Origin of the sequence: Streptomyces sp. R35 (assembly GCF_041053035.1) — a bacterium.
In the GTDB taxonomy this organism is placed as follows: domain Bacteria; phylum Actinomycetota; class Actinomycetes; order Streptomycetales; family Streptomycetaceae; genus Streptomyces; species Streptomyces lutosisoli.
This window is the reverse complement of the sequence record NZ_CP163440.1, coordinates 7782840-7798020: the sequence shown is the minus strand read 5'-3', so window position 1 is coordinate 7798020 and position 15181 is coordinate 7782840. Positions and strand designations below refer to the sequence as shown.

The 15181-nt window shown below is 69.4% G+C and carries 14 protein-coding genes and 5 tRNA genes; 4 read left to right on the top strand and 15 right to left on the bottom strand.

The window, feature by feature from the left end:
- The first annotated feature begins 111 nt into the window (after positions 1-111).
- Positions 112-315 carry a hypothetical protein gene (locus AB5J50_RS35385; RefSeq protein ID WP_369262534.1) on the top strand — a complete coding sequence of 68 codons (204 nt, stop codon included), beginning with the start codon at positions 112-114 and terminating at the stop codon, positions 313-315.
- Between the two features lie 95 nt (positions 316-410).
- On the opposite strand, the gene AB5J50_RS35380 is transcribed toward AB5J50_RS35385, so the two are convergent.
- From AB5J50_RS35380 to leuC, 4 genes are all read right to left on the bottom strand, one after another.
- The gene (locus tag AB5J50_RS35380) at positions 411-1064 is read right to left on the bottom strand and encodes an HU family DNA-binding protein (RefSeq protein WP_369262532.1); all 654 of its coding nucleotides are present in this window, start codon (positions 1062-1064) and stop codon (positions 411-413) included.
- Positions 1065-1202: 138 nt separating this feature from the next.
- Entirely contained in the window at positions 1203-1433 is a 231-nt protein-coding gene (locus tag AB5J50_RS35375; protein ID WP_327431991.1) for a hypothetical protein, read from the bottom strand.
- Positions 1434-1687: 254 nt separating this feature from the next.
- Positions 1688-2281, bottom strand: a complete 594-nt coding sequence (gene leuD, locus AB5J50_RS35370; protein ID WP_369262531.1) for a 3-isopropylmalate dehydratase small subunit — start codon at positions 2279-2281, stop codon at positions 1688-1690.
- A 6-nt stretch (positions 2282-2287) separates the two neighbouring features.
- Entirely contained in the window at positions 2288-3718 is a 1431-nt protein-coding gene (gene leuC / locus AB5J50_RS35365; protein WP_369262530.1) for a 3-isopropylmalate dehydratase large subunit, read from the bottom strand.
- A 192-nt stretch (positions 3719-3910) separates the two neighbouring features.
- On the opposite strand from leuC, the gene ndgR reads away from it, so the two are divergent.
- Positions 3911-4627, top strand: a complete 717-nt coding sequence (gene ndgR / locus AB5J50_RS35360) for an IclR family transcriptional regulator NdgR (RefSeq protein WP_007384919.1) — start codon at positions 3911-3913, stop codon at positions 4625-4627.
- A 73-nt stretch (positions 4628-4700) separates the two neighbouring features.
- Here the strand turns inward: ndgR and AB5J50_RS35355 are convergent, their stop codons facing one another.
- Complete coding sequence (locus AB5J50_RS35355) at positions 4701-5219, bottom strand: DUF4188 domain-containing protein (RefSeq protein ID WP_369262529.1); 519 nt, start codon at positions 5217-5219, stop codon at positions 4701-4703.
- Between the two features lie 109 nt (positions 5220-5328).
- Between AB5J50_RS35355 and AB5J50_RS35350 the strand changes: the two genes are divergently transcribed.
- Positions 5329-5973 carry a MerR family transcriptional regulator gene (locus AB5J50_RS35350; protein ID WP_369262527.1) on the top strand — a complete coding sequence of 215 codons (645 nt, stop codon included), beginning with the start codon at positions 5329-5331 and terminating at the stop codon, positions 5971-5973.
- A 55-nt stretch (positions 5974-6028) separates the two neighbouring features.
- On the opposite strand, the gene AB5J50_RS35345 is transcribed toward AB5J50_RS35350, so the two are convergent.
- The 10 genes from AB5J50_RS35345 to AB5J50_RS35300 all read right to left on the bottom strand — a co-directional run bounded on the left by AB5J50_RS35345 (position 6029) and on the right by AB5J50_RS35300 (position 10779).
- A tRNA-Glu gene (locus AB5J50_RS35345) sits at positions 6029-6101 on the bottom strand.
- 19 nt (positions 6102-6120) lie between these two features.
- A tRNA-Gln gene (locus tag AB5J50_RS35340) sits at positions 6121-6192 on the bottom strand.
- A gap of 21 nt (positions 6193-6213) precedes the next feature.
- A tRNA-Glu gene (locus AB5J50_RS35335) sits at positions 6214-6286 on the bottom strand.
- Between the two features lie 62 nt (positions 6287-6348).
- A tRNA-Glu gene (locus AB5J50_RS35330) sits at positions 6349-6421 on the bottom strand.
- A 42-nt stretch (positions 6422-6463) separates the two neighbouring features.
- Positions 6464-6535, bottom strand: a tRNA-Gln gene (locus tag AB5J50_RS35325).
- Between the two features lie 93 nt (positions 6536-6628).
- Positions 6629-7363 (bottom strand): HAD family hydrolase, encoded by a 735-nt coding sequence (locus AB5J50_RS35320; RefSeq protein ID WP_369262525.1) that lies wholly within the window; start codon positions 7361-7363, stop codon positions 6629-6631.
- A gap of 50 nt (positions 7364-7413) precedes the next feature.
- The gene (locus AB5J50_RS35315) at positions 7414-8088 is read right to left on the bottom strand and encodes a DUF4241 domain-containing protein (RefSeq protein WP_369262524.1); all 675 of its coding nucleotides are present in this window, start codon (positions 8086-8088) and stop codon (positions 7414-7416) included.
- A 124-nt stretch (positions 8089-8212) separates the two neighbouring features.
- A complete protein-coding gene (gene gltX, locus AB5J50_RS35310) occupies positions 8213-9688 on the bottom strand; it encodes a glutamate--tRNA ligase (protein ID WP_369262523.1) in 1476 nt (491 codons plus the stop codon).
- On the bottom strand, positions 9681-10457 hold the full coding sequence (locus AB5J50_RS35305; protein WP_327431983.1) for a fumarylacetoacetate hydrolase family protein: 777 nt from the start codon (positions 10455-10457) through the stop codon (positions 9681-9683). Before AB5J50_RS35305 ends, gltX begins: the two co-directional genes overlap by 8 nt.
- A gap of 133 nt (positions 10458-10590) precedes the next feature.
- Complete coding sequence (locus AB5J50_RS35300) at positions 10591-10779, bottom strand: hypothetical protein (RefSeq protein ID WP_327431982.1); 189 nt, start codon at positions 10777-10779, stop codon at positions 10591-10593.
- Positions 10780-11376: 597 nt separating this feature from the next.
- Between AB5J50_RS35300 and AB5J50_RS35295 the strand changes: the two genes are divergently transcribed.
- The gene (locus AB5J50_RS35295) at positions 11377-15180 is read left to right on the top strand and encodes a nitrate- and nitrite sensing domain-containing protein (RefSeq protein WP_369262521.1); all 3804 of its coding nucleotides are present in this window, start codon (positions 11377-11379) and stop codon (positions 15178-15180) included.
- Position 15181: the final 1 nt, after the last annotated feature.

Genomic DNA, 15181 nt, shown 5'->3' with positions numbered 1-15181 from the left:
GCTGCCGGTCCGTTGTGGCTGGTCGCGCCCACGCGGCGGAGCCGCACGATGTCACAGCCCCGCGCCCCTTTCAGGGGCGCTGCAGCCAGCCGGGGTAAGTAGGCTGGCCCCATGCAGGCGACCTCGTACACGTACGACTCCGAGACCCGCAGCGGACAGGTGCTGCTCGACGACGGCACGCCGGTGCCGTTCGACGGGGCGGCGTTCGATGCCGGCGGGCTGCGGCTGCTGCGGCCCGGGCAGCGGGTGCGTATCGAGACCGAGGGTGAGGGCGAGGCGCTCCGGATCACCTTGATCACCTTGCAGACCCTCTAGAGGCCGCGAAAGGCCCCGTGAAGGCCACGAACACGCCGCGGGCCGGGCTCCCAGTGGGAGCCCGGCCCGGCGCGTGAGTTGCCCCTGCGCCCCTGCTACTTGCGGGCGGTGGCCTTCTTGGCGGTGGTCTTGCGAGCCGTCGACTTCTTGGCGGGGGCCTTCTTGGCCGTCGCCTTCTTCGCCGGAGCCTTCTTGGCCGTCGCCTTCTTGGCGGTGGTCTTCTTCGCCGCGACCTTCTTGGCGGTCGCCGTGGTCTTCTTGGCGGTCGTCTTCTTGGCCGTCGCCGTGGTCTTCTTCGCGACGGCGGTGGTCTTCTTCGCGACCGTCTTCTTCGCGACCGTCTTCTTGGCCACGGCCTTCTTCGCGGTGGTGGCCTTCTTGGCCGCGGCCTTCTTGACCGTCGCCGCGGCGCCACCGGTCAGGCTGCCCTTGGGCGCCTTCTTGACGGCGACCTCGCCACCCCGCGGGAGCTTCTTCGAGCCGCTCACCAGGTCCTTGAAGCCCTGGCCCGCGCGGAAGCGTGGCACAGAGGTCTTCTTGACCCGAACGCGCTCACCCGTCTGCGGGTTGCGGGCGTAGCGAGCCGGACGGTCGACCTTCTCGAAGGAACCGAAGCCGGTGACCGAGACCCGGTCCCCGCTGACAACTGCACGGACGATGGCGTCCAGTACGGCGTCGACCGCGTCGGCGGCCTGCTGACGCCCGCCGACCTTGTCGGCAATCGCTTCTACGAGCTGCGCCTTGTTCACGTCTTCCCCTTCGGAGACATTGCCCGAACGAATGCGTTCAAGCTTTTTCGCACGTTAGGCAGATATATACCGCAAATCAAACACGAAACGGGCTAATCACCCTTGTGCCGCAACGAACTCGGACTGTCGTGGAGTTCCTCAGCGTTCCTCTTCGAGGAATCGACCCTCGTCGAGGTCAGTGGTGAAGCGCTCCAGACGCCTTGTCGCATCGGCGAGATCGTGCTTGGCCACGGCCGTAATGACCAGCAGCTTCCGGGTCAGCGCCATCCGTACGCCCTCCGGGACTTGCAGTGCGCGCACTCTTGTGTGCGCTTCCTTGAGTTGGGCCGCGACTGCCACGTAGAGCTCGAGTTGGCCGTCGTGTTCCATGCACAGATTGTGCCATCTGGGGCGAGTTGTCGCCTGCGCAGGGTCTAACTGCCGTCCCTGGAGGGGGTTCTGAGCACCTCGGCAGGACGCGGGGCCAAGATGCGCGTACCCAGGCAATCGCCTTTGTAAATAGGGGAGTTGGGCCCTTCCGAAGAGGTGTTCCGGAGCCGTCCGAGGGCAGACACAGCTGTACCCCCAACCGTCCACGATTGGGGGTACAGAGGGGTGTTGCCGTGGCCGAAATCAGCCTTGCGTCAGACGTGCAGCGTCTTCGGCTTGTACGACGGCCGCTTGGCCTCGTAGGCCGCGATGTCACCCTCGTTCTGGAGGGTGATGGAGATGTCGTCCAGGCCGTTCAGCAGCCGCCAGCGGGCGTTCTCGTCGAGCTCGAAGGCCGCGGTGATGCCCTCGGCGCGCACCTCGCGGGCCTCCAGGTCGACCGTGATCTCGGCCTCGGGGTCCTGCTCGGTGAGCTCCTGGAGGGCGTCCACGATCTTCTGCTCCAGAACCACCGTGAGCAGGCCGTTCTTGAGCGAGTTGCCCCGGAAGATGTCCGCGAAGCGGGAGGAGATGACGGCCTTGAAGCCGTAGTTCTGCAGCGCCCAGACGGCGTGCTCGCGCGAGGAGCCCGTACCGAAGTCGGGACCGGCGACCAGAACCGTGGCTCCCTTGCGCTCGGGCTGGTTGAGGATGAAGTTCTCGTCCTTGCGCCAGGCCTCGAACAGCCCGTCCTCGAAGCCGTCCCTGGTCACCTTCTTGAGCCAGTGGGCGGGGATGATCTGGTCGGTGTCGACGTTGCTGCGGCGCAGCGGGACGGCCCGGCCGGTGTGCGTGGTGAATGCTTCCATGGCTGATCAGACTCCAGCGGGCGTACGGACGTCGGCGTCGGACAGGTCGGCCGGCGAAGCCAGATGGCCCAGCACGGCGGTGGCGGCGGCGACCTGCGGCGAGACCAGGTGCGTACGGCCGCCCTTGCCCTGCCTGCCCTCGAAGTTGCGGTTGGAGGTGGACGCGGAGCGCTCACCGGGGGCCAGCTGGTCGGGGTTCATGCCCAGACACATCGAGCAGCCCGCGTGCCGCCATTCGGCGCCGGCCTCCTTGAAGACCACGTCCAGGCCCTCGGAGACGGCCTGCAGACCGACCCGCGCGGAGCCGGGGACCACCAGCATCCGTACGCCGTCGGCGACTTTGCGGCCCTCGACGATCGCGGCGGCGGCGCGCAGGTCCTCGATGCGGCCGTTGGTGCACGAACCTACGAAGACGGTGTCGACCTTGATGTCGCGCAGCGGCTGTCCGGCGCTCAACCCCATGTATTCCAGGGCCTTTTCGGCGGCCAGGCGCTCCGAAGCGTCTTCGTACGAAGCCGGATCGGGGACGGACGCCGAAAGCGGCGCGCCCTGGCCGGGGTTGGTGCCCCAGGTGACGAACGGCGACAGGGAGGCGGCGTCGATGACGACCTCCTCGTCGAATTCCGCGTCGTCGTCCGACTTCAGGGTCTTCCAGTACGCGACGGCGGCGTCCCAGTCCTCGCCCTCGGGGGCGTGGGCGCGGCCCTTCAGGTACGCGAAGGTGGTCTCGTCGGGGGCGATCATGCCCGCGCGGGCGCCGGCCTCGATCGACATGTTGCAGATGGTCATCCGGGCTTCCATCGAGAGCTTCTCGATGGCGGAGCCGCGGTATTCCAGGATGTAGCCCTGGCCGCCACCCGTACCGATCTTGGCGATGATCGCCAGGATCAGGTCCTTGGCGGTGACGCCGTCGGGCAGATCACCGTCGACCGTGATGGCCATGGTCTTCGGGCGGGCCAGCGGCAGCGTCTGGGTGGCCAGCACATGCTCGACCTGCGAGGTGCCGATGCCGAACGCCAGCGCGCCGAAGGCGCCGTGCGTGGAGGTGTGGGAGTCACCGCAGACCACGGTGGTGCCCGGCTGGGTCAGGCCCAGCTGCGGTCCCACCACGTGGACGACGCCCTGCTCGACGTCGCCCAGCGAGTGCAGGCGCACACCGAACTCGGCGGCGTTCTTGCGCAGCGTCTCCAGCTGGACCCGGGAGACCGGGTCCGCGATGGGCTTGTCGATGTCGAGGGTCGGGGTGTTGTGATCCTCGGTGGCGATGGTGAGGTCGAGGCGGCGCACCGGGCGCCCCGCCTGACGCAGACCGTCGAAGGCCTGCGGGCTGGTCACCTCGTGCAGCAGGTGCAGATCGATGAAGAGGAGGTCGGGCTCGCCCTCGGCGCGCCGGACGACATGGTCGTCCCAGACCTTCTCCGCGAGTGTCCTACCCATCGCTTTCCCTCCGGCCGGCCTGTGTGGCGCCGGCCCAACTAGAGATTTCCGGTGCGGCAAACGTTCGTTACCCCTAGTACCGGACGTCGTCCGCCGGGCCCGTTGGTCCGCGGGCCCCTATGCATCCAAGGGTTGCGCGTTTCACGGAAAATTGAACTTGCGTTTCACAGAGTGAGACGCGAGTATCGTTGCATGGACAACAGTAGCGGCGTCGGCGTTCTGGACAAGGCAGCCCTTGTCCTGAGCGCTCTGGAGTCCGGTCCGGCCACCCTCGCGGGACTGGTCGCGGCGACTGGACTGGCACGACCCACGGCACATCGCCTCGCCGTGGCACTTGAACACCACCGCATGGTGGCGCGTGACATGCAGGGCCGGTTCATTCTCGGCCCCCGCCTCGCCGAGCTGGCCGCGGCCGCCGGCGAGGACCGCCTCCTCGCGACGGCGGGCCCGGTGCTCACGCACCTGCGTGACATCACGGGCGAGAGCGCGCAGCTCTACCGCCGCCAGGGCGACATGCGCATCTGCGTCGCCGCGGCCGAGCGCCTGTCGGGCCTGCGGGACACGGTCCCGGTCGGCTCCACGCTCACCATGAAGGCCGGCTCCTCGGCCCAGATCCTGATGGCCTGGGAGGAGCCCGAGCGGCTGCACCGGGGCCTCCAGGGCGCCCGCTTCACGGCCACCGCGCTCTCGGGCGTACGGCGCCGGGGCTGGGCCCAGTCGATCGGCGAGCGCGAGCCGGGCGTCGCGTCCGTTTCCGCGCCCGTACGCGGCCCCTCGAACCGTGTGGTGGCTGCCGTCTCCGTCTCCGGGCCGATCGAGCGCCTGACGCGCCACCCGGGCCGGATGCACGCCCAGGCGGTCATCGACGCCGCCGCCCGCCTCTCCGAGGCCCTGCGCCGCACCGGCTGACCGTTCAGGGACGTCGACGAAGGGGCCTGCCTCAACGCCGCGGCAGGCCCCTTCGTTCCCCCGATCCCCCCGGTCACTTCGCCTCTTCGGCCACCTTCGCCGTCCGGTACGCGAACCGGTCCTTGGCCCGCCGGCCTCGCTTCTCCAGCGGCACCTGACCGTGCGCCGCGGCGAGCCCGAAGGCCGGCATGTCGGCGTAGATCGACTCGTACGCCCCCTCCGGCACGATGTAGCTCTCGTGCCACAGCCCGACGTGTCCGCGCACCTTTCCGGCCCGCTCCTTGCGGTTGATGATCGCCCAGGCCTTGTGGTGGAGCATGTCGGGCGAACTCGCGTACGCGTAGAGCTTCTCCTTGGACTCCCAGTACTGGACGACGTAGTACGTGCGCTGGGACGCCGTCAGCAGTACATGGCTGAGCAGTCCGCGGCTCTTGTCCTTCTGCAGTTCGCGCAGCATGCGCGACATCGCGACGAACACCGGCAGCCAGTGATGCACAGCCCAGAAGTGGTTGATCCGCATACCGATCAGCAGCACGACCGCATCACCTTCGACTGCGGCGGTGGTGCGGCCCCGTATCGGTTTCGCGAACATGACGACCCCCCGGATCTCCGATCGGATAGCGGCACTATCCTTCTGAGCAATGCTTGGATAGTGGCACTTCCCAAGTGGGGGCGCAAGACCCCGAAGAGAGGCGCGAGAGATGCGGCTGGCCGAGTTGAGCGAGCGCAGCGGTGTGTCCATCGCGACGATCAAGTACTACCTGCGCGAAGGGCTGTTGACGCCGGGCCGCCAGGTGAACGCGACCACGGCCGAGTACGACGAGGAGCATCTGCGCCGGCTGCGACTGGTGCGCGCGATGATCCAGGTCGGCCGGGTGCCGGTGGCGACGGTCCGCGAGGTGCTCGGGCACGTGGACGACGACTCCCTGGGCCGCACGATCCGCCTGGGCGCGGCGATGTGGGCGCTGCCGCAGGTGCCGGAGCCGGACGAGGACGACGCGTACGTCCAGGCCGCACACCAGGAGGTCAACACGCTCCTGGACCGGCTCGGCTGGGAGAACGCCAAGCGGCTCTCGACCATCTCCCCCGCGTACCGCTCACTGGTGGTCTCGGTGGCCGCGTTCCGCCGGATCGGCTACGGCTGGGGTGCCGAACTGATGGCGCCGTACGCCGAGTTGATGCACCGGACGGCCGTCCTCGACCTGGACAACATGGAGACGCACCCGTCGGAGGAGGAGCGGATCGAGTTCGCGATCCTGGGGGCGATCATCAACGAGCCGATCCTGCAGTCGCTGCACCGGCTGGCCCAGGAGGAGGAGACAGCGCGGCGGTACGGCTTCGAGTAGCCGGCGCCGGGCATGACGAAGGCCCCCCACCGAGGTGGAGGGCCTTCACTGTACGTACCCCCGACCGGATTCGAACCGGCGCTACCGCCTTGAGAGGGCGGCGTGCTAGGCCGCTACACAACGGGGGCAAGGATCATGACGATCCAGCTGGGCTACCAGGACTCGAACCTAGAACAACGGAACCAGAAACCGTCGTGTTGCCAATTACACCATAGCCCAATGATGGTCTAGACCACCGAGTACCCCCGACCGGATTCGAACCGGCGCTACCGCCTTGAGAGGGCGGCGTGCTAGGCCGCTACACAACGGGGGCCCTAGCGATCCTGCATGAGAGTCAGCGGGTGCGACCCGGACTGTCCCCCTGGGAAGGATCTGTACCCCCGACCGGATTCGAACCGGCGCTACCGCCTTGAGAGGGCGGCGTGCTAGGCCGCTACACAACGGGGGCCTTGCAGAGTTGGTTCTCTGCGATGCAGATAAGCTCTGCGAGCTGGCCTACCAGGACTCGAACCTAGACTAACGGAACCAGAAACCGTCGTGCTGCCAATTACACCATAGGCCACTGAAACACAATCCCTTGCGGGGATCTTGTTTTAGCTTGCGCCTCCGGGTTTCCGGACCTTTCGGTTCGCTCTCCGGCGGCGCAGGAAGAACATTACCCGAAGGTGGACGGCGCTCCAAAACGGGTATCCGCGCCGAGGATCGCGGGGAGTTCGGCCAGCGAGGAGATCCGCCGTGGGCCGGCCGGTCCACCGTCGGTGACGGGGTGAGCGCCGCCACGGTCGATCCAGACGGAGAGCAGACCCGCGTCGGCGGCGCCGCGCCCGTCGATCTCCGGATGATCGCCCACGTACGCGACCTGGTGCGGGGGCAGGCCGAGGGCCTCGCAGGCGGCGTGGAAGGCCTCCGCGGCGGGCTTGGAGACGCCGAGTTCGGCGGCGCACAGGACGGCCTCGAAGCGGTCGTGCACGCCCAGGACGCGCAGCTTGCGGTCCTGGACGAGGAGGCTGGAGTTGGACAGCACCGCGTGCCGGTGGGTGGCGACGAGGGCGTCCAGGGCGGGCAGTACGTCCGGGAAGAGGGACCAGGCGGCTTCGTAGTGCGCGACATACCGGTCGAACCACGCGTCGGCGTCGGCGTCGCTCAACGGCTCTCCCAGGAACGCCCTGACACGGTCCCTGCGTTGCCCCTGCCAGTCCGTCTCCCCCGCCGAGAACCTCGCCCACTGCGCGTCGGTCACCTCCCGCCAGCGCGTGAGGGCCTGCTCCACGGTCTCGTACCCGTCGAGCAGGCCTTCGGCCGCCAGGTGTTCCCGCATTCCGGCCCGGTCCGCGGCCGTGTAGTCGAAGAGGGTGTCGTCCACATCCCAGACCACGGCGCGAATGCTCATGATCCGACCGTAACGCGGTCTCCGGGAGCGCGTCGGCGGATTGACGGTTGTCACACCGGGACGGCGGCCGGATCCGGGGCGACGAAGAAGTCCGTGACGAAGCAGGTGACATCGCCGGTCGCCGTGCGGCCGATCCAGGTGGGGTAGACACCGTCACCCCAGCCCGACGAGAAGGCGACGAGGTTGTGCCCGGTGTCCGGGGCGGTGACGAGATGGGGGCCGGGCCCCCACGTGCTGTTCTCGAAGGCGTCCCACAGCGGCCCTTCGTCGCCCTCGCACTCGGGGAAGGAGGCGTCGGCCGCCGCGTCGTAGAAGGCGCCGGTGCCGGCGTCGACTCCGTAGCCGTAGAACTCGTCGTCGCCGAGCTCGGCGAGGTCCTGGCCGGACCGGACGGCGAGCTCCCAGGTGGCGGTGGGCGCGTCGCGTACGACGAGACGGGCGGCGGCCACGCGCCGGTGGGGATCGCCGGACGGCGTCACGCCCGGCCGGGTGAGGGTCGCCACCGCCGCCTCCACCCGGTAGCGGCCGGGCTCGACGGCGACCGTGAAGGGCTCGTTGTCCCCCTGGCCCAGGCAGACGAACGGGTCGCAGGCCACGACGCGGCCGGTGGGCAGCCACAGCTCGCCGCCGTCCGCGATGTGGATCACGCCGGTGTCCCCGGATTCGTACGTGAACGTGCTTCCGGGCGTGAACAGCCAGGTGTAGTCACGGGCGGTCATCGGCATGAGCGGGCGCCTTTCCGGAACGGTCTTCAGTCGTCCAGAACCGTAGCCCGCGGCACTGACAGCGCCGGGACAACGCCGAAGGGGCGGCAGCCGTGGTGGCCGCCGCCCCTCACGGGTGCGTGCGTTACGCGCTCAGCTTCGCCAGCGCCGCGTCGATACGGGCCAGCGTCTTCTCCTTGCCCAGGATCTCCAGGGACTCGAAGAGCGGCAGGCCGACCGTGCGGCCGGTGACGGCGACGCGGACCGGGGCCTGGGCCTTGCCGAGCTTGAGGCCGTGCGCCTCGCCGGCGGCCAGGACGGCCTCCTTGAGGGACTCGGGCGAGGACCAGTCGGCCGTGTCCAGCTTCTCGCGGGCCGTGCGGAGGAGGGCGTCCGAGCCCTCCTTCATGGCCTTCGTCCAGGACGCCTCGTCGACGGCCGGCTCCGGCAGGAACAGGAAGTCGACGTTGTCCGTGATCTCGGAGAGGACCTTCATACGGGACTGGGCGTGCGGGGCGATCGCCTGCCACTTGGTCTCGTCGAAGTCCTCCGGCGCCCAGGGGGCGAACGGGGCCCGCAGCCAGGGGGCGCAGCGCTCGGTGAAGTCCTTCACGTCGAGCAGGCGGATGTGGTCGCCGTTGATCGACTCGGCCTTCTTGAGGTCGAAGCGGGCCGGGTTGGGGTTCACGTCCGCGACGTCGAAGGCGGCGACCATCTCGTCGACGGCGAAGATGTCGCGGTCCGCCGACAGCGACCAGCCGAGGAGGGACAGGTAGTTGAGCAGGCCCTCGGGAAGGAACCCGCGCTCCCTGTAGAGGTTGAGCGAGGACTCCGGATCGCGCTTGGAGAGCTTCTTGTTGCCCTCGCCCATGACGTACGGCAGGTGGCCGAAGGCCGGGGTCTCCTTGGCGATGCCCAGCTCGGTCAGCGCCTTGTAGAGGGCGATCTGCCGCGGGGTGGAGGAGAGCAGGTCCTCGCCGCGCAGGACGTGGGTGATCTCCATCAGGGCGTCGTCGACCGGGTTCACCAGGGTGTAGAGCGGGGCGCCGTTCGCACGGACGATGCCGTAGTCCGGCACGTTCTCCGGGAGGTACGTGATCTCGCCGCGGACCAGGTCCGTGAAGGTGATCGCCTCGTCGGGCATCCGGAAGCGGACGATGGGGGTGCGGCCCTCGGCCTCGTACGCGGTCTTCTGCTCGGCGCTCAGCTCGCGGCAGTGGCCGTCGTAGCCGGACGGCTTGCCGGCGGCGCGGGCGGCGTCGCGGCGGGCGTCCAGCTCCTCCGTCGAGCAGTAGCAGTGGTACGCGTGACCGGCGTCCAGGAGCTTCTGCGCGACGTCCTTGTAGAGGTCCATGCGCTGCGACTGGCGGTACGGCGCGTGCGGGCCGCCGATCTCGGGGCCCTCGTCCCAGTCGAAGCCCAGCCAGCGCAGCGAGTCCAGGAGCTGCTCGTACGACTCCTCGGAGTCGCGGGCCGCGTCGGTGTCCTCGATGCGGAAGACGAACGTGCCGCCGGTGTGGCGGGCGTACGCCCAGTTGAACAGGGCCGTGCGGACCAGACCCACGTGGGGGTTGCCGGTCGGGGACGGACAGAAACGTACGCGGACGTTCGCGTTAGCCACGCTTGATCACCTTGTTGGTGAGAGTGCCGATGCCTTCGATGGTGACGGCGACCTCGTCGCCGACGTTCAGGGGGCCGACCCCAGCCGGGGTGCCGGTGAGGATCACGTCGCCCGGGAGCAGCGTCATGGCCTCGGTGATGTTGACGATGAGATCCTCGATGGAGTGGATCATCTCGCTGGTGCGGCCGAGCTGGCGCTGCTGGCCGTTGACCGTGCACTGGATGGTGAGGTCGCTCGGGTCGAGGTCCGTCTCCACCCAGGGGCCGAGCGGGCAGGAGCTGTCGAAGCCCTTGGCCCGGGCCCACTGCTTCTCACGCTTCTGGACGTCGCGCGCGGTGACGTCGTTGGCGCAGGTGTAGCCGAGGATGACGTCCTTGACACGCTCGCGCGGGACCTCGCGGCACATGCGGCCGATCACCACGGCGAGCTCGGCCTCGTGGTGCAGCTCGTTCGAGAAGGACGGGTACTGGATCTCGTCGCCGGGGCCGATCACGGAGGTCGACGGCTTGAAGAAGGCGAACGGGGCGTCGGGCACCTCGTTGCCGAGCTCCTTGGCGTGCTCCGCGTAGTTGCGGCCGAAGGCCACGACCTTGTTCGGGAGCACCGGCGGCAGCAGCCGGACCTTGTTCAGGGGGACTTTCGTGCCGGAGAGCTCGAAGTCCGCGAACGGGATGCCCTTGATGATGTCGAGGACGAGCTCGTCCGGCTTGTCGCCCTCGACCGCGCCGAAAGCGACGTTGCCGTCGATGGAGAACCTGGCGATGCGCACGGGATCCTTGCGCCCCTCACTGAGCTGGCTGGAGTCTGACGCTCCAGGCTAACGCGGCAAGGGGGGCGCGCCTCGCGTTATATCCACCGGCACGGTGAGTGTGCCGCGGCCTGTCTGCGTACTACCCGGCGTACTACTCGGCGACGAAGGCGGCGACCGGGGCTTCCATCAGGATGGTCCGGCGGGGGTTGGCGGTCTGGGCGGGGAGGTCGAGCGAGTGCTCCGGCTGCTCCGGCGTCTGCAGGGCTTCGGCGTCCTCGAGGTGCGCCAGCGTGGTGCGTCGCGGGTTCGCTATGTTGCGGAACATCATCGTCGTCTTCACTGTTGTTCTCGACCTTGTCGTCGTCGGCGCCGGGCGGGCTCAAAGGCCCCCGTGTCGGCGCGGGTTGTCGGATTCGCCATCCCTGTAAAGCGTCAGGCTAAACATGCGATTCCCTGGCGAAGACGTGAAGAGGCCATGATCGCCATGTGAGTTTCCTCACTTACTAGCAGGCAAACCGGTCAATTCAGGCCCTCAACCCCACCCGGCGAAACGGACATTGCTCCACTGAAGCAAACATTCCGCTCCTGATCATGTCGACTGGGACACCCTGCACACTCCAACACCTCGTACACATACGCCCGTTATGTATGAGATCACTTTCTACATCTCGTAACGCACCACTCACAAGCTGTCACGGAGGTCACAGCCTGGTACTCGGCCCTTGTTGGAGATCCGGCACTGTGCTGGAATTCCACGGACCGCCGCGGGATCGAACCGGCGCGCAGGGGCGCAACGCAGCGCCGAGTGGCGGCGGGAAGGGGGAAACCTGCGCCGGTCACTCACGACCACCAGGGGGCGCATCTGCGCCCCTGTACGACGCCGACACCGTCCCATCCGTTTCGCGGAGGGGCGCCTGGTCCAGAGGTTGCGACGCTAGTGCAGGGACGTTTCAAGAGGGATGGCAGCGCTTCGGCGGAGCCGGAGCCGCACGGCGGGACTGGCCCGATGGCAGCCGGCTCCTCGCCCCAGCACGCCCAGAACCCGGGACCGGCAGAGGTCGGCGGCAGCGGTGAACACTCCGCACGCTCCGGCGCGAAGGCCAAGGCTCCCGCCACATCGGCCGCGAAGCCGGCGGGCCCCCCGGGCCCCGGCCCGCGAATAGCGCTGCGCAACTGGCGCATTTCGACGCGTCTGGTCTCGCTGCTTGCGCTCCCCGTGGTCGCCGCGACCTCGCTCGGTGCGCTGCGCATCAACGACAACATGGACAGCATTCAGCAGCTCGACAACATGAAGCTGCTGACCGACATGACCAAGCAGGCGACCGAGCTCGCCGCCGCGCTCCAGAAGGAACGCGACCTGTCGGCGGGTCCGCTCGCGAACGGCGCCAAGGCCAGCGACTACACGGTCAAGGGAGTCCGCGACCAGACGGACATCGCCAAGAGGAACTTCCTCAAGGGCACCCAGGAGATCGAGGACGCCAACGCGAACGGACAGCTCTCCGGTGTCCGCGAGAGCCTGGTCGGTATCGCGTCCGACCTGTACAAGCTCGGCGCCATCCGCAGCGACGCGTACAGCGACCCCAAGAACTCGACGCAGACGGTCGACGCCTACCACCGGCTCGTCACCAACCTCCTCGCGCTCTCGCAGGACATGGCCGAGGCCACCAGCAACCCGGAGATGATCCAGCGCACCCGCGCGCTGTCCGCCTTCTCCTCCGCCAAGGAGTACGCCTCCGTCCAGCAGGCCGTCCTCGCCGCCGCGCTGCCGGAGACGAAGGACACCTTCGGCTCGCTGTCGGAGAACGACCGGCAGTACGCGCTCTCCGCCCTGGACAGCCAGGAGTCGGAGATCAGCGGCTTCAAGAGCATTTACGGCGCCGCCGCCGCCACCGAGCTGCTGAAGCCCATCGACAAGGGCAGCAGCCCGACCATCAAGTCGGCCGACGAGTACGCCAGGCGCGTACTGGCCGACTCGGACGGTCTCAAGACGCAGACCAAGCGCTCGTACAAGGACTGGGTCGACGACGACAGCACCAAGATCCAGAAGATGGGGACCATCGAGACCACGCTGCTCGGCCAGATGGAGCAGAAGGCCCGTGAGCTGCGCAACGAGTCCGAGAGCGAAGCGATCCTCTCGGGTGCGCTGATCCTCCTCGTCCTCGGTGTCTCGCTCGTCGGCGCCTTCGTCGTGGCCCGCTCCATGATCCGCTCGCTGCGCCGCCTCCAGGACACCGCGACCAAGGTCGCCCAGGACCGGCTGCCCGAGCTGGTCAAGCAGCTGTCGGAGTCGGACCCGCAGGACGTGGACACCTCCGTCGAGTCGGTCGGTGTGCACTCCCGGGACGAGATCGGCCAGGTGGCCGCGGCCTTCGACGACGTGCACCGCGAGGCCGTACGACTCGCCGCCGAGCAGGCCCTCCTGCGAGGCAACGTCAACGCGATGTTCACCAACCTCTCGCGCCGCTCCCAGGGTCTTATCCAGCGTCAGCTCTCGCTCATCTCCGAGCTGGAGTCCCGCGAGGCCGACCCGGACCAGCTGTCGTCCCTGTTCAAGCTCGACCACCTCGCGACCCGCATGCGCCGTAACGGTGAAAACCTTCTGGTTCTCGCCGGTGAAGAGCCCGGCCGCCGCTGGACCCGCCCGGTCCCGCTCGTCGACGTGCTCCGCGCCGCCGCCTCCGAGGTGGAGCAGTACGAGCGCATCGAGCTGGCCTCGGTCCCGACCACCGAGGTCGCCGGCCGGGTCGTCAACGACCTCGTGCACCTGCTCGCCGAGCTGCTCGAGAACGCCACCTCGTTCTCCTCCCCGCAGACCAAGGTCAAGGTCACCGGTCACGCGCTGCCCGACGGCCGGGTGCTGATCGAGATCCACGACACGGGTATCGGCCTCTCCCCCGAGGACCTCGCGGCGATCAACGAGCGGCTCGCCTCGCCGCCCACCGTGGACGTCTCCGTCTCCCGCCGCATGGGCCTCTTCGTGGTCGGTCGTCTGTCGCAGCGCCACGGCATCCGCATTCAGCTTCGGCCGTCCGACTCCGGTGGTACGACCGCGCTCGTCATGCTCCCCGTCGATGTCGCCCAGGGCGGCAAGAAGGCTCCGGGCAAGCCGGGCCAGGGCGCCCCGGGCCTCAGCGGTCCGGCCGCCTCGCAGGCCTCCGCCGGTGCCGCCGCCGCCCGCCGTGGCAACGGCTCGCAGGGCGGTCCCTCGCTCGGTGCCGGTGCCCCCGCCGGTGGCGCCGGACGCATCAGCGCCCCGCCGCAGCGCGGCCAGGTCGGCGCCGGCCAGGGTCCGCGGGCCGCACTGCCCGGAAGCAACCCGGGTGGTCCCGGACTGCCGGGCGGCGCGCGTGGACCGCAGGGTGCGGGCAATCCGCCGCAGGGCAGGCCGGCTCCGGCCGGTGCCGGTGCCGGTGCCTTCGGGCAGAGCGCGCCGGGTGCCCCGCAGGGCCTCCAGGCCACCGGAACCGGTACGCCGCAGGGCTTCGGTGACGGACCCGGCGCACGCCAGGGCGGGTTCGGCGACGGACCCGGGGCGCGTCAGAGCCAGGGCAACTTCGGTGACAGCGGTCCCGCGGCCCCGCCCGCCCAGCAGCCGTCCGGCGGCAAGGGCAAGGGCAGCCGTCGCAGGCCGCAGCTGCCGGGCCGCGGTGGTGCGCGTGCCGAGCTTCCCGGTGGCAGCCCGCAGCAGAGCAGGCCGAGCTGGAGCGACGACAACGCGCTCCCGCCCGTGCCGCGCTCGTCCCTCGACACCCCGCGTGGCCACGAGGAGCCGGACGCCACTTCGCGCATGCCGCGGATCGACGACCGTCAGGGCCCCGGCGCGACGTCCGAGTTCGCCCGTCCCGACTTCGACGCCCCGCGCCCCGGTGCGGGCGCGCCGCAGAACAACGGCCAGAACACCGGCCAGTACGTCCGCCCGGACGTGTTCGGTCCCGGGAACCCGGCCCCCGTCGGCCAGAGCCCGTCCACCACGGGCCAGTTCGCCACCCCCGGCTACGGCGCCTCCCAGGACCCCTCGTCCACCGGCCAGTTCGCCCGGCCGGGCTACGGCCAGGACCCCTCGTCCACCGGCCAGTTCGCGACGCCCGGGTACGGCAACCGCCAGGACCCGTCGTCCACCGGCCAGTTCGAGCGGCCGCAGTCGGGCGCCGGGCGGGACAACGCCGACTTCGGCGCTCCCCGCCAGCCCGCTCAGCAGCGCCCGCAGCCGCCGCAGCAGCGGCCGGTGCGTCCGCAGGAGCCCGAGGCGCTGCCGCCTGCGGGCCCCGGCGACGGACGTACGCCGCTGTACGACACGCTGGAGACCAACTGGTTCCACGGTCAGGCTCAGGCGAACGGCGCCGCCGGCGGCGCTCAGAACAACGGCTCCCAGGGTGCCCCGCAGGCCGCGCAGCAGCAGCCGCAGGCTCCCTCGGCTCCGCAGCGGCCGGCTGCCGCACCGGCCCCCGCTTCGTGGCGCAGCACGCCCAACGACGACCTCGTCCGACAGGCAGAACGCGTCCGTCAACCGTCGGCGGGCGGGGTCACCACCTCAGGCCTGCCGCGCCGCGTCCCGCGAGCCAACCTCGTCGCGGGCACGGCACAGCAGCAACAGCACCAAACCGGTCCGCAGGTCTCGCGTGCGCCTGATGACGTACGCGGCCGGCTGACCAATCTCCGTAGGGGCATTCAGCAGGGTCGACAGGCCGGCAACGGCCAGACCGGCAGCTTCCCCAGCCCCACTCACCAGCAGGAGCGTTAGT

Coding starts and splice junctions, on each gene's coding strand:
- AB5J50_RS35320 (WP_369262525.1), bottom strand. CDS start 7,363: ATGAGCATTCGCGCCGTGGTCTGGGATGTGGACGACACCCTCTTCGAC.
- leuC (WP_369262530.1), bottom strand. CDS start 3,718: ATGGGTAGGACACTCGCGGAGAAGGTCTGGGACGACCATGTCGTCCGG.
- AB5J50_RS35375 (WP_327431991.1), bottom strand. CDS start 1,433: ATGGAACACGACGGCCAACTCGAGCTCTACGTGGCAGTCGCGGCCCAA.
- AB5J50_RS35385 (WP_369262534.1), top strand. CDS start 112: ATGCAGGCGACCTCGTACACGTACGACTCCGAGACCCGCAGCGGACAG.
- leuD (WP_369262531.1), bottom strand. CDS start 2,281: ATGGAAGCATTCACCACGCACACCGGCCGGGCCGTCCCGCTGCGCCGC.
- AB5J50_RS35350 (WP_369262527.1), top strand. CDS start 5,329: ATGCGGCTGGCCGAGTTGAGCGAGCGCAGCGGTGTGTCCATCGCGACG.
- AB5J50_RS35355 (WP_369262529.1), bottom strand. CDS start 5,219: ATGTTCGCGAAACCGATACGGGGCCGCACCACCGCCGCAGTCGAAGGT.
- AB5J50_RS35315 (WP_369262524.1), bottom strand. CDS start 8,088: ATGCCGATGACCGCCCGTGACTACACCTGGCTGTTCACGCCCGGAAGC.
- ndgR (WP_007384919.1), top strand. CDS start 3,911: ATGGACAACAGTAGCGGCGTCGGCGTTCTGGACAAGGCAGCCCTTGTC.